Origin of the sequence: Staphylococcus aureus (genome assembly GCF_001027105.1) — a bacterium.
GTDB lineage: Bacteria > Bacillota > Bacilli > Staphylococcales > Staphylococcaceae > Staphylococcus > Staphylococcus aureus.
On record NZ_CP011526.1, the window covers coordinates 2712730 to 2735034 of the forward strand.

Annotated in this window: 22 protein-coding genes and 1 pseudogene; 4 read left to right on the forward strand and 19 right to left on the reverse strand. The window is 33.2% G+C overall.

Annotation, left to right across the window (positions count from 1 at the left end; translation table 11 throughout):
* Positions 1-45: 45 nt before the first annotated feature.
* From lip1 to AA076_RS13860, 16 genes and pseudogenes are all read right to left on the reverse strand, one after another.
* Complete coding sequence (gene lip1, locus AA076_RS13780) at positions 46-2088, reverse strand: YSIRK domain-containing triacylglycerol lipase Lip1 (protein ID WP_000842036.1); 2043 nt, start codon at positions 2086-2088, stop codon at positions 46-48.
* A gap of 720 nt (positions 2089-2808) precedes the next feature.
* Complete coding sequence (locus tag AA076_RS15835; protein WP_025175201.1) at positions 2809-2988, reverse strand: hypothetical protein; 180 nt, start codon at positions 2986-2988, stop codon at positions 2809-2811.
* Between the two features lie 192 nt (positions 2989-3180).
* Positions 3181-4568: pseudogene (hisF, locus tag AA076_RS16175) on the reverse strand (imidazole glycerol phosphate synthase subunit HisF).
* Positions 4565-5269 (reverse strand): 1-(5-phosphoribosyl)-5-((5-phosphoribosylamino)methylideneamino)imidazole-4-carboxamide isomerase, encoded by a 705-nt coding sequence (hisA, locus tag AA076_RS13800; protein WP_000571736.1) that lies wholly within the window; start codon positions 5267-5269, stop codon positions 4565-4567. Before hisA ends, hisF begins: the two are co-directional and overlap by 4 nt.
* Complete coding sequence (hisH, locus tag AA076_RS13805) at positions 5262-5840, reverse strand: imidazole glycerol phosphate synthase subunit HisH (protein WP_000635623.1); 579 nt, start codon at positions 5838-5840, stop codon at positions 5262-5264. Before hisH ends, hisA begins: the two co-directional genes overlap by 8 nt.
* On the reverse strand, positions 5837-6415 hold the full coding sequence (gene hisB / locus AA076_RS13810; protein ID WP_000640266.1) for an imidazoleglycerol-phosphate dehydratase HisB: 579 nt from the start codon (positions 6413-6415) through the stop codon (positions 5837-5839). Before hisB ends, hisH begins: the two co-directional genes overlap by 4 nt.
* On the reverse strand, positions 6384-7397 hold the full coding sequence (locus tag AA076_RS13815) for a pyridoxal phosphate-dependent aminotransferase (protein ID WP_000639183.1): 1014 nt from the start codon (positions 7395-7397) through the stop codon (positions 6384-6386). The genes hisB and AA076_RS13815 overlap by 32 nt, the downstream gene beginning before the upstream one ends.
* A 15-nt stretch (positions 7398-7412) precedes the next feature.
* A complete protein-coding gene (gene hisD / locus AA076_RS13820; RefSeq protein ID WP_000930643.1) occupies positions 7413-8663 on the reverse strand; it encodes a histidinol dehydrogenase in 1251 nt (416 codons plus the stop codon).
* Positions 8656-9270 carry an ATP phosphoribosyltransferase gene (gene hisG / locus AA076_RS13825; RefSeq protein WP_000944149.1) on the reverse strand — a complete coding sequence of 205 codons (615 nt, stop codon included), beginning with the start codon at positions 9268-9270 and terminating at the stop codon, positions 8656-8658. The genes hisD and hisG overlap by 8 nt, the downstream gene beginning before the upstream one ends.
* 17 nt (positions 9271-9287) lie before the next feature.
* The gene (locus AA076_RS13830) at positions 9288-10106 is read right to left on the reverse strand and encodes an ATP phosphoribosyltransferase regulatory subunit (RefSeq protein ID WP_001065590.1); all 819 of its coding nucleotides are present in this window, start codon (positions 10104-10106) and stop codon (positions 9288-9290) included.
* A 304-nt stretch (positions 10107-10410) separates the two neighbouring features.
* A complete protein-coding gene (locus tag AA076_RS13835; RefSeq protein WP_000549223.1) occupies positions 10411-11535 on the reverse strand; it encodes a polysaccharide deacetylase family protein in 1125 nt (374 codons plus the stop codon).
* A gap of 117 nt (positions 11536-11652) precedes the next feature.
* Positions 11653-12150, reverse strand: coding sequence for a GNAT family N-acetyltransferase (locus AA076_RS13840; protein WP_000610978.1), 498 nt, complete (start codon positions 12148-12150; stop codon positions 11653-11655).
* Positions 12151-12196: 46 nt separating this feature from the next.
* Complete coding sequence (locus AA076_RS13845; RefSeq protein WP_001077826.1) at positions 12197-13030, reverse strand: energy-coupling factor transporter transmembrane component T family protein; 834 nt, start codon at positions 13028-13030, stop codon at positions 12197-12199.
* The gene (locus AA076_RS13850; RefSeq protein ID WP_000138655.1) at positions 13027-14739 is read right to left on the reverse strand and encodes an ABC transporter ATP-binding protein; all 1713 of its coding nucleotides are present in this window, start codon (positions 14737-14739) and stop codon (positions 13027-13029) included. Before AA076_RS13850 ends, AA076_RS13845 begins: the two co-directional genes overlap by 4 nt.
* Positions 14740-14791: 52 nt before the next feature.
* Positions 14792-15346, reverse strand: a complete 555-nt coding sequence (locus AA076_RS13855) for an ECF-type riboflavin transporter substrate-binding protein (protein WP_000743717.1) — start codon at positions 15344-15346, stop codon at positions 14792-14794.
* Between the two features lie 28 nt (positions 15347-15374).
* On the reverse strand, positions 15375-16223 hold the full coding sequence (locus tag AA076_RS13860) for an SAM hydrolase/SAM-dependent halogenase family protein (RefSeq protein WP_000528923.1): 849 nt from the start codon (positions 16221-16223) through the stop codon (positions 15375-15377).
* Positions 16224-16602: 379 nt separating this feature from the next.
* On the opposite strand from AA076_RS13860, the gene AA076_RS13865 reads away from it, so the two are divergent.
* Positions 16603-17118: a YceI family protein gene (locus AA076_RS13865; RefSeq protein WP_000181129.1), complete on the forward strand. Its 516-nt coding sequence runs from the start codon at positions 16603-16605 to the stop codon at positions 17116-17118.
* A gap of 148 nt (positions 17119-17266) precedes the next feature.
* On the opposite strand, the gene AA076_RS13870 is transcribed toward AA076_RS13865, so the two are convergent.
* Complete coding sequence (locus AA076_RS13870; protein WP_000082559.1) at positions 17267-18238, reverse strand: SMP-30/gluconolactonase/LRE family protein; 972 nt, start codon at positions 18236-18238, stop codon at positions 17267-17269.
* 243 nt (positions 18239-18481) lie between these two features.
* On the opposite strand from AA076_RS13870, the gene trhO reads away from it, so the two are divergent.
* Together trhO and pcp are read left to right on the forward strand one after the other, a co-directional pair.
* Positions 18482-19438 (forward strand): oxygen-dependent tRNA uridine(34) hydroxylase TrhO, encoded by a 957-nt coding sequence (gene trhO / locus AA076_RS13875; RefSeq protein WP_001109273.1) that lies wholly within the window; start codon positions 18482-18484, stop codon positions 19436-19438.
* Between the two features lie 151 nt (positions 19439-19589).
* Positions 19590-20228, forward strand: coding sequence for a pyroglutamyl-peptidase I (gene pcp, locus AA076_RS13880; RefSeq protein ID WP_000547833.1), 639 nt, complete (start codon positions 19590-19592; stop codon positions 20226-20228).
* Between the two features lie 118 nt (positions 20229-20346).
* On the opposite strand, the gene AA076_RS13885 is transcribed toward pcp, so the two are convergent.
* Positions 20347-21114 carry a hypothetical protein gene (locus AA076_RS13885; RefSeq protein ID WP_000949560.1) on the reverse strand — a complete coding sequence of 256 codons (768 nt, stop codon included), beginning with the start codon at positions 21112-21114 and terminating at the stop codon, positions 20347-20349.
* On the reverse strand, positions 21104-21442 hold the full coding sequence (locus AA076_RS13890) for a PadR family transcriptional regulator (protein WP_000116417.1): 339 nt from the start codon (positions 21440-21442) through the stop codon (positions 21104-21106). Before AA076_RS13890 ends, AA076_RS13885 begins: the two co-directional genes overlap by 11 nt.
* A gap of 166 nt (positions 21443-21608) precedes the next feature.
* Here AA076_RS13890 and bstA point away from each other — a divergent pair, with 166 nt between their 5' ends.
* A complete protein-coding gene (gene bstA / locus AA076_RS13895; RefSeq protein WP_000208915.1) occupies positions 21609-22073 on the forward strand; it encodes a bacillithiol transferase BstA in 465 nt (154 codons plus the stop codon).
* The last annotated feature ends 232 nt before the right edge of the window (positions 22074-22305 follow it).

Here is a 22305-nt window from a genome sequence, read left to right on the forward strand (position 1 = left end):
AAAGAAGTCTGCAGTCATTATTAATTCCTCCCTTTACTTTATAAATTATGCTTGCTTAGTATCAGTCAGCTTTTCAGTTTTCACTAAATCGTCTGCTAAATGATGCCAAAAATCTTGTAATTCTTCTCTTGTGCGCACTGTATCAGAACTGTCTTGTCCTACAAAGTCAACATGATCCCAATCATGTTTTGTAGGCGTCACTTGCCAAATGCCTTTTTGAATTTTATCTGTCGCTTTTGTATAAGCTTGATTAAATGGATGTTGAGAAGAAATAACGGATACTAAACCATCGTTTTCTCGCCATTCTTTTTCAGTAGCTTTACCGATTAAGTTACCAGTAATCACAAATGGGAAAAACATATTTAAGTCTGCTTTTTGTCTATCGCTATTTAATGCTTTGTGCGTTGCTTCACCAGTGTATGTTTTATACACAATGTTAGGGTTCAACGACGTTTTACGATTTAAATCTGTTGCACCCTCACGCGTCAGATCGTAAAATCCATTATCTTTTGATTTCCATAAATTAGATTGTTTAACGCGTTTGACATAATCAATATATGATTCATTTGGCTTCTGTTTTAGACCCCATTGAGCCAACCCGAAGTCTACTCTTGAATTTTTATTACCAAACATTTTACCGATATCAAATACGATTTGTCTCACTAAAGCTTCATTACCAGCTAAATCTGATGCGTGTGTACCATTATGTGGTGTTCCTAAAGTAGTAATTGATGAAATCATATTGTCATGATTACCTTTGAATAGTGGAGAAATTTCGCCACCATGTTTCTTTTGATACTCTATTTCTTCACGATTACCATTACGCAGTAATTCTTCTAGTTGACGTATCGTTTGACCGCCCATACTATGTCCAACTAGGTGTACCTTCTGTCCTGGTTTCCAGTCTTTGTAAATTCCTTCGTATGTTTTTCCATAACGTTCATGTCCATATTTTGCTGCATGTGCTGCACCATAATCTACACGACCGCCTTTGATATAATAATAAAGTTCAACTGCGCGGTCATAGTTACTTCCAAAAGCACTTATACTTGCTTCATAAGCTTTGTAACCATTTTCTTCTAAATCTTGGCGAATGTTCATTTTATTACCGCCCCAATAATGAGCTAACACTGAAGGATTAATATCATCTGTAAACCCATTGAAACCATGCACTAAAACGATAGGATCCTGATTTTTATACTGCCCTTGTTTGGCAACTTTATTCGTTTGATCATCTTTCGCTTTTGCAGTAAGTTCCTTTGTCCCTTTGTTTGGTAACGTTGCTACTGCACTACTTTTTAATAAATTTAATCCATTTTTCTTGTCATTGTCCTTTGTTGGTTCTACTGGTGATTTTTGATTGTTTTTTAAATCTGAAACTGATAGTGTTTTTTCGTCTTTTTGAGGTTTCACTTCTTGTTCATTGTTAAAATTGTAGTTAGTAATTTTATCATTCGCTTGATTATTTTGTTGTGGTTGTACTTTCTCTATTTCTGTCTCATTAACAATTTCTCGTTGACTTGTTTGATCTAACTTATTTAATGATGGTGCTTCCTTTATTCGACTTTGTGAAGGTAGATTGTTATTAGCGTTTGAATCTTGACTATTATCTGCCTCTTTTGACTGTTGCTGTGACGCCACTTTACTTTGTTTACCATCATTAATAGCCTGTTCTAACCCTTGATTTACATCGCTAGGATTAGCATTGTTATTTTTTGTTGTATCACGTTGAATATTTTTATTATTAAGCGATGATTTTTTATCATCCTTTAGTTGATCTTTATTCAAATCATCTGTTTTACGATGATTTTCTTCTGATATTGTTTTATCATTATGCAAGTTCTTAGTTAAATTTTCAGTATGTTGCTGTTCGTCAACACCGTTTTCACGTTGATAATTAGCATTTTCCCTAGTTTGTTGATCCCCAATAGATTGTGCTGTAACTGTATCCTCCTGTGAATTTCCCATATTCACTTGCTTCTCAGCTGCTTGTGCTTGTCCACCACTTAAAAATAGTAATGTAGCTATTAAAATGGAAGATGCACCTACACTAAATTTACGAATACTATACTTATTTTGACTTTTCATCATTGTCAGCACCTCTATTTTTTTATTTTAGATAAACAAATTGATAATTATTCGAGGAATAAACTCAAATAATTTACTTAACCAAGCACTCATAATGACCATCCTTTCTATTGTTTAATTTGACGAGAAAGCGTTTACATTTGTATTTAAAAAATATATTCTCCAAAGAGAATTTAAAGTGTATACGCTAATCATTTCAAATTATTAATTAATATTATATTTGGCAAAATTTAATTAGTCAATAATTAGACACAATTTAATTATGCAAATTGTAACTTTTTTACATATATCTTTTTTGATTTTTAATATTTACATGCTTGGGGCTTAATTCCAATGATGTATTATTTTTTTAGATTAGCTATATGGGGAGATTTATGAGCTATTACAGTTATTATGTTTGCTGGTGTCGTATTTTAAACCTAAAAATATCATCCCATCCAAAATAATTGTATCAGGATAAACCGTAATACTTGTTCCTAAACTAAATATATACAGTTAATTTTCTTCCCTCAAAGTAAGTATCCTACTATTTTTAATTTATTGTTTAATTACTCTTGAACTACCTTTAACTTAATCTCGAATTTATGATGATTAGCATAAAAATACATCCCATAAAGTTAGTTTTTTAGTCTAACTTTCGGGATGCATATCTTAGTTCTAATGGAGATTGTCTTTTAAATAGGCTATGACATTTCTATTTCAGGCTAGATATATTTGTATTTATAGTATAAATACAAAGAATGTAAAGACAACTATGATATTAATAGGTAGTAACGACAAACATAACTCTTTAGCTTTTTCGCCATTTTTTCCCTTCATAACTTCATTATATCGATTCATATACTTTTCGACATCTTTAACAGTGACATCTATTCCTGAGTTGCTCAATTTACTTTTTATAATTATTTTTGATTTCGTATTGTGATTATCCACTACTTATCTATAACGAGTTCGCAACTTTAGTACCATCACAGCATTCATAGTTAAAATATGTTGGTGTCGTATTTTAAACTTGAAAATGTCACGTTTTCCACAATATTTGTAAGTGTATAAGCCATGATCCTTTTCCTTATATCTTAGTCCATACTTGCTTTACCACTGTTCGATATTTTGTCGTTCACCTTTAAAGTTATTGCGCTTATGATGTCTACGCGCTAATTCCGCCTCAATTTCTGAAAAATCGACGCCAAGCGCATGCATCAAGACAAATAAATGATAAAGTTCATCTGCTACTTCACTTACAAATGCTTTTTTGTCACCTTTAATTGCTTCAATTACGACTTCAAAAGCTTCTTCACCGTATTTTTTTGTAATCTTTTCTATACCTTCTGTTAATAAATATTTTGTATATGACTTTTCATTATTGGATTGGGCACTATCTTGAACTGTCTGCGCTAATGTTTGCACTGAAAATGGAACTTCTGTGTTGAAACAACTTTGACTGCCTGTATGACATGTTGGTCCATTTGGTATGACATCAATTAAAATAGTGTCATTGTCGCAATCTACATGAATATCTTTAACACGTTGCGTATGACCAGATGTTTCACCTTTTGTCCATAGCCGTTGTTTCGACCGCGAATAGAAACATACCACACCATCTTCTATCGTTTTATCAAAAGCTTCTTGGTTCATATAACCCAACATCAATACTTGTTTTGTTTGATTATCTTGTAAAATTGCTGGCACTAAACCTTTGCTAAAATCAATTTTATATTTGGTCATCTTACTGCTATACCCCCTTGCCGTATCACTTCTTTAATAGATTGAACCGTCGTTTCTCGATCATGTAATATACTTGCAGCTAAACCTGCAGAAACATCCGTCTGATCAAATAATTCTACAAAGTGTTGTGCATTGCCACCACCACCAGAAGCAATGATTGGAATATTTACAAGAGACTTAATATTTGCTAGGTGTTCAATATCAAAGCCTTGTTTCATACCATCATGTCCCATACTTGTAACGAGGAGCTCACCTGCACCTAACTGTTCTACTTGCTGTACCCAGTCATATACTTTAATATTTGTCATTTTTTTACCACCAGTCGTACAACAATAATGTGCTTTTCTTTCAGGATCATAATAGCTATCAATTGCTATGCAGATGCATTGTCTACCGAATTTATCACTCGCTTGTTTAATGAGCTGTGGATTTTTTAAAGCACTTGAATTTAATGATACTTTATCTGCACCATGATTTAGCAATTGGGTAATATCATCGAGACTTTGAATCCCACCCCCTACAGTAAGAGGGATAAACAAGCGTGACGCTGTCTGTTCAATCACTTCTAGCATTAAGCTATGACCCTCTTCCGTCTTAGAGATGTCTAAAAATACTAATTCATCAGCACCCGCTTCATTGTAATACATTGCTAAATCAACAGGATTCCCAATATCCCTTAATCCTTTAAATTGAATCCCTTTAACGACACGACCATCTTTGACATCTAAACATGGAATGATACGTTTTTTAATCATTTTAGCCCCTCCCAAAAAGATGCTTGATGTGCAGCCTTTCCTATAATAGCAGCGTGAACATTTAGCGACGCTAATCGTTGAATATCTTGCTGATGTCTAATACCACCGGAAGCAATGACAGGAATCGTCGTTGCCTTTACTAATTGACCAGTTAATTCAAAGTTAGGTCCGGACATTTTGCCATCTTTAGCAATATCAGTATATATAATGCCGCCAAGAGGTATATCCGATAACCGTCTCACAAAACTAAATAAATTTAACTCTGTGTCCTCTTCCCATCCGTTCACTTTAATATCTTCTCCATAGGCATCAACAGATAAATAAATGCGACCTGGAAATGTATGTGCCATCTCTTTAAGCCAATCAGTATCTTGAATACCTTTCGTTCCAACTATGCAATAATTAATCCCTGCGGCAAAGTAGTCCATGATTTGTGACTTCGTACGAATGCCACCACCTACTTCAATATCTTTGGTTGTTAATCTCCTCAATGACTTAATATAATCAAACTCTCGGGCATGCTGTGCCTTAGCACCTATCAAGTCGACGATATGAATACGATTCACACATTCAAATTGACTATAGTAAGCAATACTTTCTTCAGCCGAGCGTGACATTTTTTCTTCACTATCATATTTACCCTCTGTTAACCTCACACTTGTTGACCCAATCAAATCAATCGCTGGCCATAATTCAATCATTTATAAATCCCCCTTGTATTGCCTGACGCAAAATTTGTAACCCATATGTACCGCTTTTTTCAGGATGGAATTGAATACCAATATAATTGTTAAATTGAACAATTGCCGGAATATCAGCCCCATACTGCGCATATGCAATTACATTTTCTGACATCGGCGCTTGATAAGAATGTACGAAATAAACATCTTGATTTAACATAGGGTGCTTACTCACTAAATTATTCCAGCCTAAGTGTGGCACTGGGTATTCTGTTTGGATACGCGAAATATTTCCTGGGATAAACCCTAATCCAGATGCATCGCCTTCATCACTATGCTCATACATTAATTGCATGCCTAAACAAATACCAATCATCTTCTTATCAGTATTCTTAGCCAATATTGCATTGAGATTTAATCGTTTTATCTCTGACATCGCATCTTTAAAATGGCCGACACCGGGCAATATGATTGTTTCTGCTTGATCGATTATTTTTGAGGTATTTGAGACAACCACCTCATACCCTAAATGTTCAATAGCGCGTTTTACATTACTAATATTCCCTAATCCATAATCAACGATGACAATCATTCAATCACACCTTTCGATGACGGCACACGCTGATCATCAGTTGCAGTTAGCGCTATGCCTAATGCACGGGAAAACGCTTTGAATATAGCTTCAATTTCATGGTGTGTATTACCTCCACGAATTAAATCAATATGCGTTGTTAATCTTGCATTGATTACGACCGCTCTAAAAAATTCTTCTACTAACTCCGTATCAAACGTACCAACTTTTTCTTTACTTAATGATGCATTGAATGATAGGTATGGGCGCCCACTTATATCCACAACGACACGTGCTAATGTTTCATCCATTGGAATGTACATCGTTCCATAACGAACGAAATGCTTTTTATCTTTAATCATTTCAAGTAACAATTGGCCAATGACAATGCCGATATCTTCAGTTACGTGGTGATCATCTACGTCAATATCACCTTGTGCCTCAATGTTTAATGACAGACCGCTATGAAATGTAAACAAGGTTAACATATGATTTAAAAAGCCCACACCTGTATTAATATGCGATGGTGACTGATCATCAGATATTGAAATATTTAGTTGCGTTTCAGCTGTGTTTCGTTGTTTTTGATAAATCATATTTTGCACTCCATTCTTTAACAATTTCTTCTAATTGCTTTAACTGTGATGCTGTTGCAATTGAGTATCTTACATAGCCCTTCATCACCGGCTCATCATAAAAGCGAGGTTTAAATCCTTGTTCATATACGTATTGTCCTAATTGTTGCGCTGCTGAGCCTTTAGTAAGTACAAAATTAGCATTTGATGGGAACACTGACATTTTATCTGCAACATGTGTATCAAATATTTGTTTTAACTGCTCAGCTAACTGTCGTTGCATCGTTAAAAATTGTCTTGTCTCTTCTCTATGTCTAAAAATATAAGTCGCAATATTTAGCGTAAATACATTTAATGGATATGGATGTTCTATTTTTTGAATATGCTTTATCGTTCCAGCAGTACTAATTAAGACACCTAATCTTAAGCCGGCAATTCCAAACGCCTTTGATAATGTACGCATTCTTAAGATGTGTGGTGCCAGTTCCACGTCATATGCCGTACCATAATCTAAATATGCTTCATCAATGACAAAGTATCCGTTTAATGCTTTCATCTTATCTGCAATAGCTGTTAAAAATGCCGTATCAAATTGCTTGCCTGAAGGGTTATGTGGATTACTCATAATAAAAAATGATGGTTGTACTTCATCGATTTTCGTTAAAATGGTTTCCAAATCAAACGTTAAATCTGATCCTGCATCTACAAATGCAATTTCACGATTTACTTGTGCCGCATATGCTTGATACATAAAAAAATCAGGATTTAGCGTTAATGCCGGACCTTCTGGCATGATCAGCATTAACTTTTGAATCAATTCATCAGATCCATTTCCTGCAATAATTTGTTCAGGCGATAATCCGTAAAACTTAGCATAAGCTTCCTTGAATTGTTCATATGCTGCATCAGGATATAAATTATATGGCGTTGCACTAATAATAGACGTCATTGTTTTTTCATCCAACGGCGTAACTGGACTTTCATTTTTATCAATATAAATCATTTCAATTACACTCCCCTAAGACTGACGTATTAAAATAGACTGCTGGTGATTGTATAATGCTTCAACATGAGCAATATGTTGTGCTGAATCAGCAATTTGTTCAAACGTATCTTTTGATAAATGGATGACCGTGTTCCGTGTTAAGAAATCATTGACCGATAACCCATTGGTAAATCTAGCTGTTCTATTTGTAGGTAATACATGACTTGGACCTGCAACGTAATCTCCTATGACCTCTGGCGAATAATGTCCAATAAACAATGCACCCACATATTTCACTTTTTCAATATATGGTTGAGGATTTACTGTTTGAATCGACGCATGTTCAGGCGCGATTGTATTCATGACATGGCATGCTTCATCAAAATTACTAGCATGGATAAGGTAGTGTTGATTAGCGATACTTTTAGAAACAATGTCGTATCTGTCCACATTAGGCAATGCTTTAGCAATACGTGATTCTAAATCTTTAAGGACTTGCGCATCTTCACTAATGGCATATGTACGTGCTAATTCATCATGTTCTGCTTGTGCAAAAACATCATATACGATGGCATCTAAATCTGCTGTTTCATCAATAATAAGTGCTATTTCTGTTGGTCCAGCTATTTGGTCAATACCTACTTGTCCAAATAAATATTTCTTGGCATATGCAACAAATTGATTGCCTGGACCTACAATCTTATCAACTTTAGGTATCGTTTCTGTGCCATAAGTTAACGCAGCAATACTTTGAGCACCACCAACTTGAAATACTTGATCAACTTGCGTAATATAGCATGCTGCTAATACTTCTTGAGACACACCATTAGGTTGAGGTGGTGTCACAACGACAATATTTTCCACACCTGCTACTTGTGCTAACGTCGCTGTCATTAATACCGTTGAAGGATAACTTGCTTTACCACCAGGCACATAAATACCGACACTTTCTAGTGGATGGTATATTTCATAACACTCCACTGATTCTTCTAACTGTTGATTCGTCTGTTTAATACTTTCTTGATATGCTTTAATTCTTTCATAACTTTGTTGTAATGCTTGTTTTGTTTTTTCATCTAATGTGTCAAATGCTGCTTTAATTTGTTCATGACTAATTTCTAAATGATCTGTTTTCGTATGATCGAATGTTAGATTATACATTTTCAAAGCCTTATCTCCATGAACTTTAACTTCCTGACAAATATCGCGAATAATTGGATACAATGACTCATCTAATGGTGCTTCTAATGAAAATTGATTTAAAAATTGTTGTGCATTAAGCATTGGCAATAGACACCTCCAAAGAGCGAATAAATTGCTCTATTAATTGTGATTTTTTAAAATAAGCTGCTTTATTAGTTATTAATCTTGCATTGATATCACTAATATGTTGCTTTTCAACCAGTCCGTTCGCTTTTAGCGTAGTACCTGTTTGAACGATGTCGACAATTCCGTCTACCATATCTACAACACAGGCCAATTCAACAGAGCCATTCAATTTAATCAATTCGACATCAATACCTTTTGATTTAAAATATGTTTCAGCAGTATGAACATAACTCGTTGCGATTTTACGATAATTGGTCGTTTCAGGTTTCGCTGCAACCGCAAAATGACATGCTCCAAAAGGCATATTCAACAAATTATTAACATTATATTGGCGCTCATCTAATATGTCGCTACCAACAATGCCTATGTCTGCCATTCCTTGTTCCACATAGATTGGCACGTCACTTCCTTTTACTAAAATGCATTCAATATTATCTACACTTAATAATAATTGGCGTTCTCTATTTTTTAATGTTTCTGATAATGTCGTATATTCAATTACATCTAAATAGTTAATTAAACTATCCATTAGACGTCCTTTGGCTATGGCGATTCTTAACATTGTGCATACTCCCTTACTTAAAGTGTTAATCCTAATCCAAACCCTTCGATGCTTCCTTTGTAATAACCACCTGTTAAAACTCGAGATTCATTTTCAGCAAAATGACATTGAATAAATAAACCTGTGTAATAGGATCTAGGTGGCTGCGCAGTAATATCTAAATGGATGTCTTTGTAACCTTGTTTATGTAACCAACGTTCCCATATTTTTAATTCAACGAGTGCTGGATGGTCATTTGGAATATAGTGTTCCAATACATTTAATTGTTGTTGCGTATTCTCTTTCAAGATTTGCACGATTGGATGTTCAGTCGACAAATATGTAACCAGTCCCGATAAATTACGTTCCTCAATCATTGATAGTATGTCTGGTGTTTGTAACGATTTATCGAGTAAGGCATCAAGCAATTGATAATGTCCCAATACAACAAAATGCACGTTGTCTCTCAACTGCTGTTGAATAAACTGAATAAAGAGCTTTAAGCTCTGTTGCACATTCGCTAATGATGGTGCATAGTTTTCCAAACCAACTTGTACAGCCGCTTCATTATTCCGAATGATTAAACCTGTGTATGCCACTTTTGTTGCTGCAGTTGGATACATTGAGTAATAACGCAATAATTGATCTGTAAAATCATTTCGAAGTGCATAAATTTGATGCTCATGTTGCCAAAAATTTCGCTCACCCATCTGCTGCAAATCCTCATGGTTCAATTGTTTCCAGTCCAACTTTTCAACCACACTAAAATCAACTAACTCATAATCCGCTTTATTAAAATATTTTAAAAATGCTGTTTCCGATTCTTTTAACGCAATTAATTGTTCTGAATTATTCACTCGACCACCCTTTACTTTCAATACTGTATTTAAAATCACTTGGTATTTTCGTTGTTTGCTTTACTTCTCTACCACGCTAAAGTGTAATATGATTAATAACTTATCATTTTTAGCAATACATTACAACCTTTTTCAGAAAATTCGGTGTATTGATTTTAAAATTTTTTAAAATAAAAAAGGCAAGACATTTGTGCCTATAAAAATGCTTAACCAAGATTTTTATATTGAAGTTGTACTTCTTGCACATATTGTCCTTGCCTTATTATGTAAAGTTATTTTCTTTCTATCTTTTTATTAAATTTAACTATTCTTCATAATCCCGATTCCCTTTAAAGTAACGTCTATCTTGTTTACTATATACATTTTCAGGATTAAAAAACGGTTTGAGTTTATATTTAAATTCAAATAAGTTTAGACCATCAATCGCAACCCTATCTTGGTAAACGTTCGTTGCTGATATATCTGTAAAATTGTTTGGACCGACACCTGCAATAAACTTAAACTCTGCTTCATCTACCAAATAATCATACGCTTGTGTATGTCTATCCTGTGCGCCATGTGGAAATACAAACATATCTGTTTTACCTACAATTGGTTCAACTTCATCTTTCCATCTTTTAGTATCACGTTTAATACCTTCTAAAGATGTTTTTTCAAAATTAATGTGACCATATGAATGACTCGCAAATGACCATCCATCCCGTTTCATTGCGCGAACAACTTCCTCAGCTGCCTTTTTATTCTTTGTATAATCTTTACTCGTTAATTCATTCGTGCGATAACCTAATACGCCCTCATAACCGGTTAAAGCAACAACACCTTTTTCACCATTTAAAGAAAAATCTGGATGCTCTTTTACAAATTTATTTAAAATTGGCACGATATCATTGTCATCAGAATAAGTAGCATGGCCTTTTTTGTCTGTAGTTTCAGAAACAACATGTTTATTTTTATCGAGTACTAAACGGTCAGCATAACCATGGTGTCTCATGTAACTATAGTAATTCATATCATCAATTGAGATGATTAGTGGCTTTTTACCTTTCGGCAATTTTATTTTTTTGGCTTTTACATGATGAGATGATAAGTCGTATACATCATGTGGATTAACGATGATGTAATTATTTTTATATAATTCGTTCAATGATTTTTTAAATTCACTTACAGTAATCATCCAATCATTGTTGCCCTTAGCTTGGTGTGTATCTCCTGTAAACGCAACTTTTGGGTCTGTAATTAATGGGTGATAAAACACATGATAAACTTGGCCGTGATATGTTTCCCAATGTTCATCCATTTTCGATTTATGCTTTGCATACTCATTTGGATTAACAGATTTATTTTGAGCTTTCTCATTTTGCTTGGAACAGCTATATAACAATGCAACTGATAATAACAGAAAAAATAGCAATAAATATTTTTTATGCATTAAACATTCTCCCTATGTTTTATTATGCACAATTATAACATTTTTATTATGTGGCTCATAACTTTTTAAGAAACTGTTGGGATTTTAATTTTATTTTTTAGATAATGTCATAGTATTTTATTTATAAAACACAATATCTCCTTGATTGATAATGTCGTCCATAGTATCGTCTCGCTTGAATTTAAGCCTTTCTGCTAAATTTATTGAACGTTGGTTACACTTATTTGTCCTGATAACTTTTACTGTTTCTTGATCGATATAATTCACAAAATTTGTGATTGCTGTAATAGCCTCACATGCGTACCCTTGTCCTTCAAAACTTGGATGTAATTTATAAAATAAATTTAATACTGTTTCTTGCTTTAATTGTCGATATTCATATCCACAAATACCAATAACACTACAATCTATTTTTTTTACCAATACAAAGTAACCAAATTGATATTGTTGCCAATGGTTTCGCCATTTTTCAATCCACCGTTGTGTGTCTAATTTGGAATTATGTAAACCTTTGGGAGTGTATATATTTGCTTGTGGATGACTACAAATATTATAAAGTTCAATTAAATGCGAGGAACTTGGAATCATTAAATTTAATCTTTCAGTATTTATCATTAAATGTCTCCCTCCTATTTCTATTTAAAGACTATTTATATGAATACTAATGCCACGGGTTGAAATATCGACTATTATTTAAAAAGAATAATGTAACTACTAACATCAGAAGTATTAACGTCAAACACAAAACAACATAATCATCTTTTTTTAATTGTTTTTTGACGTACCAGGTTCTCCTTTTATACTGTCCGAATTGTCTTAACTCCATAGCAGTACTAATAGTGTCAATTCTTTCGATACTAGAAAATATTAAAGGTAACACAATGCGTTTGATACCTTTAACACGGCTAGTAAATTTTGCTTTTTTCGAATTATCATATCCTCTTGCTTGTTGCGCTTGTGAAATATTAAAATATGTTTCTTGAATATCTGGAATATACCTTAATGCTAGTGAGACTGCGTAACTGATTTTATAATTCACACCTAGCTGATTTAAACTTGCAGCAAAATGACTCGGATTCGTTGTGAATAAAAATATTAACGCTAAAGGAACTGTACTAATATATTTTAATATTAGATTAAAAAGATAGAATAATTCCTGTGATGTTAGCGTAAATCGACCAATACCATTGACTAACTCTGTACGCTGATTATAAATCTTCACACCATATTCAGGGTCAAATATGTACACGGCAATAATATTTAATATTGTGAAAAACAGAATGAATTTAACAACAAAGCGAACTTGTTTCCATTCAATATGAGCATATTTGACCAATAAAATAGATGAAGCACTAATTAAAATTAAATATCTTGTGTCATAAGTCACCATTGCAGAAATAGAAACAACTAATAAGAATAAAAGTTTAACAGTCGCATTTAATTGATGAATACGACTATTTCCCGGGTGAAAACCTATAGTATTATATTGATTCATTGGCGTCTCACCTTCCTATCATGGTTAATAAATAATTGTACTAATTTCTGTGGCTCGCTAATCCCTATATATTCGGCCATTTCAAATAGCGATGTTTGTCTCAATGATGCAATCTCACAGATTTTTTTATCATTTAAAACCAATACTGGCGTGGTATCAGCAACGACTTGACCTTTTGATAATACAACTGTTCTTGAACTATACTCAGACAATAAATGCATATCATGCGTAATCATAATAATCGTCTTCCCCTGTCTGTTTAGTTCAATTAAAAATGACATTATCTCATTATAATGATAGAAATCTTGACCAGCAGTCGGTTCATCCAATATGATTATTTCCGGATTTAAGACTAAAACAGATGCTATAGTGACCCTCTTTTTTTGACCATAGCTTAAAGCTGCAATTGGCCAATTCCGAAATGCATAAAGTCCGCATATTTTGAGCACATTCTCTACTCGTATCTTTATATCTGATTCTTTCATACCTCGTGCTCTTAACCCTAATGCTACTTCATCGTAAATCATTTTTTCAGAAATCATATGATTTGGATTTTGCATCACATAACCTACGAATTCAGATCGTTCGCTAATTGACAATTGATTAAATCCCCTATTACAAAATTGGATATTACCTGTTATATCTAAAAATCCACAAATTGCTTTAGCAAGTGTTGATTTGCCGGCACCATTGTGACCAACTATACTAAGCATTTCTCTTCTATAAACATTTAATTGAACATTATTAAGTACACTATTACTATAGTCACTATATTGAACACATACCTCATTTAATTCTAATAGCGGTTCAGATTTGTACTTATTATCATTATTTGCAGATGTTTCATCTATCCATTTTTTCACTTTAAATTTAACATGTTCACTCATACAAACGTCACGTAAATTCGCTAAGTTATCAATGGATTCGACATCTACTTCTGCATATTTAAGCGCTGTACAGTATAATGGTTCACGTATGCCTGCTTCTTTAAGCTTAGATGATTTTAGCAAATCACTAGGCGTTGTATTAGCGATGATTTTTCCATCTTTAAAAAGAAGAACTCTATCAAACGTATCATCTAATGATTCTTCTAATCGATGTTCGACAATAATCATCGTTGACTTTGTTTCTTCATGAATATTGTTTAACAATCTCAGCGTTTCATGTCCTGTCGCAGGATCTAAATTGGCCAGTGGCTCATCCAATATTAAAATAGGCGTACGATGGATTAATATACCACCTAATGAAACGCGTTGTTTTTGACCTCCAGATAAATCTTGCGGTCGGTGATTTAAATGTTCTATCATGCCAACTTTTTCAGCCCAATAACTTACATTTTTCTTCATATCATCTTGTTCAACACAATTATTTTCTAATAAAAAGGCCATATCTTCAGCTGCTGTTAAGCCTATGAACTGTCCATCTGTATCTTGTAAAACTGTACCAACAACATTAGATCTATCATGTAAACAACTAACGGTTGCATCTTGATTATTTATATATAGTTCCCCAGTTATGTTACCTTTAGTTTTAAATGGAATTAATCCGTTTATGCAATTTGCAAAAGTCGATTTACCACTACCCGAAGCACCAACTACTAATACTTTTTCTCCTGGATAAATATCAACATTTATATTCTGTAATGTAGGTGTTGCTTGACTATGATATTGAAAACTAAAGTCTTTGAACGAGATAATTGGTTCAGTCATGATATATCATTACCTTTCTATATTCATTTACATATCTGATTCAACAAAATAACTATTCCTTACGTAAACTACCTTTTTTAATTTGAGATGAAGCATATGCTTTTAATAATATTGTCCCAATAATGCCAACTGAAATAATATTTAATACTGCAGAGATAACACCTTGTGTATAAACCTTGTTAGCTGGTTCGTTATAAATCAAAATATCTAATGTTGGTGCAATAAGTGCCCAGCAAATAATATTCGCAATAATTTGACCGATATTAAAATAAACCATCGATTTCCTAGAAAATCGGCCTGAAGAAAGATTTAATTTTAGTCCAATCCAGCCATATAAACAGCCTATAATTCCCGAGCAAATAACCCAACTCCACCAGGCACTACCGTATGTCGTAAAATCTTTAATAGCATGTCCAACTAATCCAGTCATTAAACCAGCAAAAGGTCCAAATATTGCAGATATTAATGCTAAAAATGCATATGATGTTTCTATATTCGTATTAGGAAAACCTGTTGGTATTACAACAAAACGCCCTAAAATTACAAATACCGCTGCTCCTATACCAATTGCAACAACAGTTTTAACTGAAATATCTTGTTTTTTCATCTTCATTACTCCTTACATAAAAAATTCATTATATTGATGGTGCTTTAGATAAATGAATCGTCCAATCATTTCCAGTACCAATATGATATAAATCTGAAAATGAGTCTTGATTGACTGCTACACCAATATTTACTAGCGAGTTAACATACACAAGAGGTTCACCCACATTAACATCTGCAAACGATCGCGCAAATTTAATAATATTTTGATAGACTTTCTTATCTTGATGATAAATTGTTACCACCAAATTATTACCATGAACAATTTCCAAGGATTTTAAGAATGCCAATGGAATATTTGTCCATAATGACCCAAATCTGATATCTAAAATATCAATGCTTCCTGTAACAGAATCCTCATTTTTTGTCACTTCTCTTATTTCTAATGCCTCAATACTATCAACATTAATTGCCTGACCGAGACGTTCAAACGCTATCTTATTTGCAGCTAATCTCGCACCATTGTATGCATAAACATCTCTACCATGAAAAGTATGACTTTCTTCCGAATGAGGCAATCGGCTTTTCACTTCATCAATTTCGATAACTTTTTTAATACCTTCGTAATGTTTAATATGACTTAAAGAACCATTATCAGGTGTAATAATGTAATGACCTGAATATGTTAAGCAAGCAATGCTCCGCCTATCACTACCTACACCCGGGTCTACCACTGATACAAAAACTGTGCCTTTAGGCCAGTATTTTACAGTTTGATATAAACGATATGACGCTACCCAAATGTCATACGGTGGTATATCATGCGTTAAGTTTTCAACACGTATATCATCACTTACAGTATATGCAACTCCATACATTGCACTTACAGCGCCATCACTAAGTCCAAAATCTGATTGCAATACCAAATAATTTCCCATAAAATGCCTCCTTTTTTTAAAACTTCAAAAAAATATTATCTACATATTTAATGTTCTATATTTTGAATTTTCAGAATTATATTAAAATAGTACGAGTCACTTGATGCAAAGTCAATAGTAGTGACTATAAAAATGATAATAATAGTCAGATTTATCTCATTAACTAAATTTCACGGACTTGTAATCACTTCTTTATGTTTGAATTAATTGACTAGGGTATAACAATAGTGTGGTGTTTTATAGGTCATTCTTTAAATACATCACAGAAAATATTCGAATTCGAAATAAAATGCTTGCATCTTTGTTTTTTAGGTGGTATTGTATGTATATCAAGTATAAAAAATATATCTAAGAGATAAAAATATGGAGGTTTTATATTATGACTAACTTTACTTTTGATGGTGCACACAGTAGTTTAGAATTCCAAATTAAACATTTAATGGTTTCTAAAGTGAAAGGTTCATTTGATCAATTTGATGTAGCTGTTGAAGGAGATATTAATGACTTCAGTACTTTGAAAGCTACTGCAACAATTATTCCAAGCTCAATTAACACTAAAAACGAAGCACGTGATAACCACTTAAAATCTGGTGATTTCTTTGGTACTGACGAATTTGATAAAATTACATTTGTGACAAAATCAGTATCTGAAAGCAAAGTTGTTGGTGATTTAACAATTAAAGGCATCACTAACGAAGAAACATTCGATGTTGAATTCAACGGAGTAAGTAAGAATCCTATGGATGGTTCTCAAGTAACAGGTATTATTGTTACTGGTACAATCAATAGAGAAAAATATGGCATTAACTTTAACCAAGCACTTGAAACTGGTGGCGTAATGCTAGGCAAAGATGTTAAATTCGAAGCATCAGCTGAATTCTCAATCTCAGAATAATCTCATTACACAATCCTCATTGTTTTAATATATATACGAAATGCCAACTATATCATCCCTAGGTATAGTTGGCATTTTTCGTTTAACTCATGTGTAACAAGCACTAACTGTTCACCCTAATTTTAGACGCCTTTCATTCAGGTAGGTCTTATTGAAACTGAAAACTTTGATGACCTTTTGCAAAGCCATTAACTGTATAAAGCATAGATCCTCCGCCCATTTCTATATCATTGGAACAAATGATGAGTTGATTTGTTCCAGGTATAAATTGCGGATGAGTAGAACGTAACATATGCCCTTCATCTCGGCCTGGTATCAATATTTGTCCTATTGGATAACCCCTTTTATTAAAAACTAACACTCGACCTTGACCATACATTGCTACGTATAAATTATCGTCACTATCAATACAACATGAGTCTGGTCCTTCATGACCTGTAAAATAGTACGGTATGGTAGCTCCAAATGGTTGTATCGTCACACCATCATCTTCAAGTGCAATGCGATGTAATCGATTGGCTGTTGTTTCTGTTACCCATAGTACTTTTTCATCTGTACTTAAAGCAATACCATTTGCTACGCTAATATTTTGAATGATAGGCGTCACTGTTCTAAAGTCCGGCGAAACATAATAAACGCCTCCTAGTGGATTGGTAGAGTATCCTCTAAAATCTGTAAAATAAAATCCACCTTTAGAATCAAATACCATGTCATCAATACAATATGCTGTTGAAAGATCTTCAATAATATCTTGTAAGTTGTCACCATTTTCTGTAGCTGCAAAAATGCCTCCTGTAGATTTAAAATCTCCTAAATAACAAACGAATAATCGGCCATCTTTATGTATTTTGATTGCTGCAGGATTCGCTTTGTGACTTACAAAAGGTCGTTTGATTTCCTTCGTTTCAGGATTGATTTTGAAAATATTGCCTTCGAATACATCCAATAAAAAGAGTTGTCCCTGCCGATCAAAGTTCAATCCTTCTAGTTGCAATCCTTTTTTGGAAATTTCAAGCCATGGTTCAGCTGTAATTGTTTGTAATTCACTTTCAGATATAATTGGAACAGCACTATTGGACTTCCCGCTATAAAATAATGTAGGTAAATCTTGTTGTGACATCATGATCATTCCTTTCATTTCATTCGTTTTAACTATCAATTTTATTTTAAACAAGATAACTATCAAATAAAATGATAACGGTTTCATCTATCTATTTTATCGGTCTAGTGGCTGATTTCAAGCTAGAAATATTGAATGACAATACAACTCTGTTAAAATGATGGACGTAGACAAATATGCGTATTGACGCTTTATTTTAAAAATTAACATGCTTATAACATGTTTATAGAAGGAGATTAACCTATGAACTATCAAGTTCTTTTATATTATAAATATATGACGATTGATGACCCTGAACAGTTTGCTCAGGATCACTTAGCCTTTTGTAAAGCACACCATTTAAAAGGTAGAATTCTTGTTTCTACAGAAGGTATTAACGGCACATTATCTGGTACAAAAGAAGAAACCGAACAATATATGGCACATATGCATGCCGATGAACGATTCAAAGATATGGTGTTTAAAATTGATGAAGCTGAAGGACATGCTTTTAAGAAAATGCATGTACGTCCTCGAAAAGAAATCGTTGCTTTAGATTTAGAAGATGACGTCGATCCAAGACACACAACTGGCCAATATTTATCACCTGTAGAATTTAGAAAAGCTCTTGAAGATGATGACACAGTCATTATTGATGCACGTAATGATTATGAATTTGATTTAGGTCATTTCCGAGGTGCAATTCGTCCAAATATCACACGTTTTAGAGATTTGCCTGACTGGATTAAAGAGAATAAAGCGTTATTTGCAGATAAAAAAGTGGTTACGTACTGTACTGGTGGCATTCGATGCGAAAAATTTTCTGGATGGCTTTTAAAAGAAGGTTTCGAAGATGTAGCTCAACTTCATGGCGGTATTGCTACATATGGTAAAGATCCTGAAACAAAAGGTGAATATTGGGACGGTAAAATGTACGTATTTGATGACCGTATCAGTGTTGATATCAACCAAGTTGAAAAAACAATTATTGGTAAGGATTGGTTTGATGGCAAACCATGTGAACGTTATATTAATTGCGCTAACCCAGAATGTAATAAACAAATATTAGTTTCTGAAGAAAACGAAACTAAATATTTAGGTGCATGCTCTTATGAATGTGCTAAACATGAGCGTAATCGTTATGTTCAAGCAAATAATATTAGTGATAATGAGTGGCAACAACGTTTAACAAACTTTGATGATTTACATCAACATGCTTAGTTTTAATTAAATACCTTTCAAAACACGCTTTGAAAATCCGATTTATAAAGGTTTTTCAAGGCTGTTTTTTATGCGCATACATAACCTGATATGTTTTTAATTATGCGCGTGTTATACTAAATTAAATTTTAATACTGCGGGGTGTCTTAAAATGCACATTTTAGTAACAGGGTTTGCGCCTTTTGACAATCAAAATATCAATCCCTCATGGGAAGCTGTGACTCAACTAGAAGATATTATTGGCACACATACAATCGATAAATTAAAACTACCAACCTCTTTTAAGAAAGTAGATAATATTATAAATAAAACGTTGGCATCTAATCATTATGATGTTGTACTAGCTATAGGACAAGCTGGTGGTAGAAATGCCATTACCCCAGAACGTGTCGCCATTAATATTGATGATGCACGTATTCCAGATAATGATGATTTTCAACCTATTGATCAAGCCATTCACTTAGACGGTGCGCCAGCTTATTTTTCAAATTTACCAGTTAAAGCAATGACTCAAAGTATTATTAATCAAGGACTTCCTGGAGCACTTTCAAATAGCGCAGGTACATTTGTTTGTAATCACACACTTTATCACTTAGGTTATTTACAAGATAAGCATTACCCTCACCTACGATTCGGATTTATTCATGTGCCATACATACCAGAGCAGGTCATTGGTAAACCCGATACACCATCTATGCCATTAGAAAAGATAGTTGCAGGTTTGACTGCAGCCATTGAAGCTATTTCTAATGATGAGGATTTACACCTAGCCCTGGGCACAACGGAATAGTTATAAGTGCACAAACAAAAGCACCCTAATTTGTTAGTTTAAGTCTAACTTTAGGGTGCTTTTGGATGATTGGTATACAGTTTTACTATAATGATGTATTTTAGCTAAACGACATTGTTTAGTCTTCTTTTTTTAACTTCCTAAAATTTACAAATGTATAAATAATAAATGCTATATTTAGAATGATGAGTATACTTACTGAAACTAAATTAAAAGTGTCTGGTTCTTTACTAAAGATAGCTGCTATCCTTGCTATCAAACTTGGCAATGAAATTACCAACACGATGAGCGCATAAATTTTCTGTTTAATTAAAATACAAGTTCCAATGAGCGCAATTAAAAGTACTAACCCAACGATGAAACTCTGTTTGTCACTTAACTCAAAGAAACTATAGATAGGATATTTTTTAATAATCAAGCCACCTAAAATCATCCATAAAAATACGATAATTCCATAAGTCACATTTATAACATACGTTATTTTTTGGTCACCAAATCGGACTAATGTATTTCGTAGAATCAGCATACCAATGACAACACCTAAAATAACGATACTAGCTATATAAAGTAAAAATGCAATTGTCACATCAAATGTACCCAAATCTAAAAACCTAGGAATTATAATGACTGCTAAAATAAAAGCGAAGTACAAAGTAATATATTTATACAAACCGGTAGTAAGACTTATCTCAGGTGATAATTGATCAGCCATTGACTTAATCGGTGTATTAATAATTGAACTTGTATCTTCGTTATTTTTTTCAGCCATAGTTAAATGATCTTCGAGCTCTTCCAATAACTCTTCTACTTCTGCTTCAGTCTTACCTCTAAATAACAATTCAACACGTAATTTTTCTAAAAAATCTTGAGATTGTTTACTTAACATCGTTTTCCCCTCCAAACAAGTTAATCATCCCTTTATTCAAAACTTGCCATTTCGATTTAAATACTTTTAGTTCCTTTAAACCTGAATCGGTAATCGTATAGTATTTCCGCCTCGGGCCGCCATTACTAGATTTTTTTATTGTCGTATCAACGTATCCTTTTTTGTTTAAACGCATTAAAACTGGATAAATACTACCCTCACTTATCTCTGGAAACTCTTGATTCTTAAGTTTCGTCATAATTTCATATCCATACGTTTCGCCTTGGGCAATGAGACCTAATATCGCCCCATCTAAGAGACCTTTCATAATCTGATCTGACACTGACATTTTAATCACCTACTATCTTACATAATAAGATAGTACATTGAGAACTTTTCGTCAACTATCTTTTATTGTAAGGTAGTTGTTGTACACATTCCTTAAATGACTAACAACTTTGTTAATAGGGTAATACTTACGGAAGTATATTTTATTTATGGGGGAGGAATTAATAATGACTACAAAAACAGTATTTGATGTCATTGATATGGGGTTAGGATATTTAGTAAATGTGTATGATGCTTGGAAAGTTGAAAAGGTACTTGATGATTATCATAAGCCTTTTTCTAATACCATTCATTGGCAATTTGGTCATGTATTAACAATTTTTGAATCGGCCTTAGCTGTTGCTGGTAAAGAGAATATTGATTTAAATATCTATAGACCTTTATTCGGAAATGGTTCGTCTCCAGATGAATGGAAGGATGAAGTACCGAGTATTGAAAGGATTTTAGAAGGTCTCCAAACTTTACCTGAACGTGCACGAAATCTAACTGAAGATGATTTAGCAATTGAATTGAAACAGCCAATTGTCGGTTGTAATAACTTAGAAGAGTTATTAGTATTAAATGCCATTCACATCCCACTTCATGCTGGTAAAATTGAAGAGATGTCTCGTATATTAAAAAATTTAAAATAAATATGTGCTTATTAACCGTTAACAACACGTTAACGGGTTTTTTATTTGTTTAAAAGGTCACTTTTTTGAATTTAATAAACACCATCTATACCAGTTCTTCACCGATTCTCGAAAAATAATTATATTAATGATTTCGTTAATTTAATTTTATATTTAATTATTACTGTACATCTTTTGTAGTTAGCTTTATTCTTAAATTGAAATATGTATAAAACATAGAAAGAAGGACGTT

Bases quoted from the DNA above. Each gene is read 5' to 3' on its own strand.
- hisG (WP_000944149.1), bottom strand. From the start codon at position 9,270: ATGTTAAGAATCGCCATAGCCAAAGGACGTCTAATGGATAGTTTAATT.
- AA076_RS13840 (WP_000610978.1), bottom strand. From the start codon at position 12,150: ATGATAAATACTGAAAGATTAAATTTAATGATTCCAAGTTCCTCGCAT.
- hisB (WP_000640266.1), bottom strand. From the start codon at position 6,415: ATGATTTATCAAAAACAACGAAACACAGCTGAAACGCAACTAAATATT.
- AA076_RS13890 (WP_000116417.1), bottom strand. From the start codon at position 21,442: ATGTCAGTGTCAGATCAGATTATGAAAGGTCTCTTAGATGGGGCGATA.
- lip1 (WP_000842036.1), bottom strand. From the start codon at position 2,088: ATGAAAAGTCAAAATAAGTATAGTATTCGTAAATTTAGTGTAGGTGCA.
- AA076_RS13815 (WP_000639183.1), bottom strand. From the start codon at position 7,397: ATGATTTATATTGATAAAAATGAAAGTCCAGTTACGCCGTTGGATGAA.
- AA076_RS13860 (WP_000528923.1), bottom strand. From the start codon at position 16,223: ATGGGAAATTATTTGGTATTGCAATCAGATTTTGGACTTAGTGATGGC.
- AA076_RS13850 (WP_000138655.1), bottom strand. From the start codon at position 14,739: ATGACTGAACCAATTATCTCGTTCAAAGACTTTAGTTTTCAATATCAT.
- AA076_RS13885 (WP_000949560.1), bottom strand. From the start codon at position 21,114: ATGTTAAGTAAACAATCTCAAGATTTTTTAGAAAAATTACGTGTTGAA.
- AA076_RS13835 (WP_000549223.1), bottom strand. From the start codon at position 11,535: ATGCATAAAAAATATTTATTGCTATTTTTTCTGTTATTATCAGTTGCA.
- AA076_RS13865 (WP_000181129.1), top strand. From the start codon at position 16,603: ATGACTAACTTTACTTTTGATGGTGCACACAGTAGTTTAGAATTCCAA.
- AA076_RS13845 (WP_001077826.1), bottom strand. From the start codon at position 13,030: ATGAATCAATATAATACTATAGGTTTTCACCCGGGAAATAGTCGTATT.
- AA076_RS13855 (WP_000743717.1), bottom strand. From the start codon at position 15,346: ATGAAAAAACAAGATATTTCAGTTAAAACTGTTGTTGCAATTGGTATA.
- hisH (WP_000635623.1), bottom strand. From the start codon at position 5,840: ATGATTGTCATCGTTGATTATGGATTAGGGAATATTAGTAATGTAAAA.
- pcp (WP_000547833.1), top strand. From the start codon at position 19,590: ATGCACATTTTAGTAACAGGGTTTGCGCCTTTTGACAATCAAAATATC.
- AA076_RS13870 (WP_000082559.1), bottom strand. From the start codon at position 18,238: ATGTCACAACAAGATTTACCTACATTATTTTATAGCGGGAAGTCCAAT.
- hisA (WP_000571736.1), bottom strand. From the start codon at position 5,269: ATGATTGAATTATGGCCAGCGATTGATTTGATTGGGTCAACAAGTGTG.
- bstA (WP_000208915.1), top strand. From the start codon at position 21,609: ATGACTACAAAAACAGTATTTGATGTCATTGATATGGGGTTAGGATAT.
- hisD (WP_000930643.1), bottom strand. From the start codon at position 8,663: ATGCTTAATGCACAACAATTTTTAAATCAATTTTCATTAGAAGCACCA.
- trhO (WP_001109273.1), top strand. From the start codon at position 18,482: ATGAACTATCAAGTTCTTTTATATTATAAATATATGACGATTGATGAC.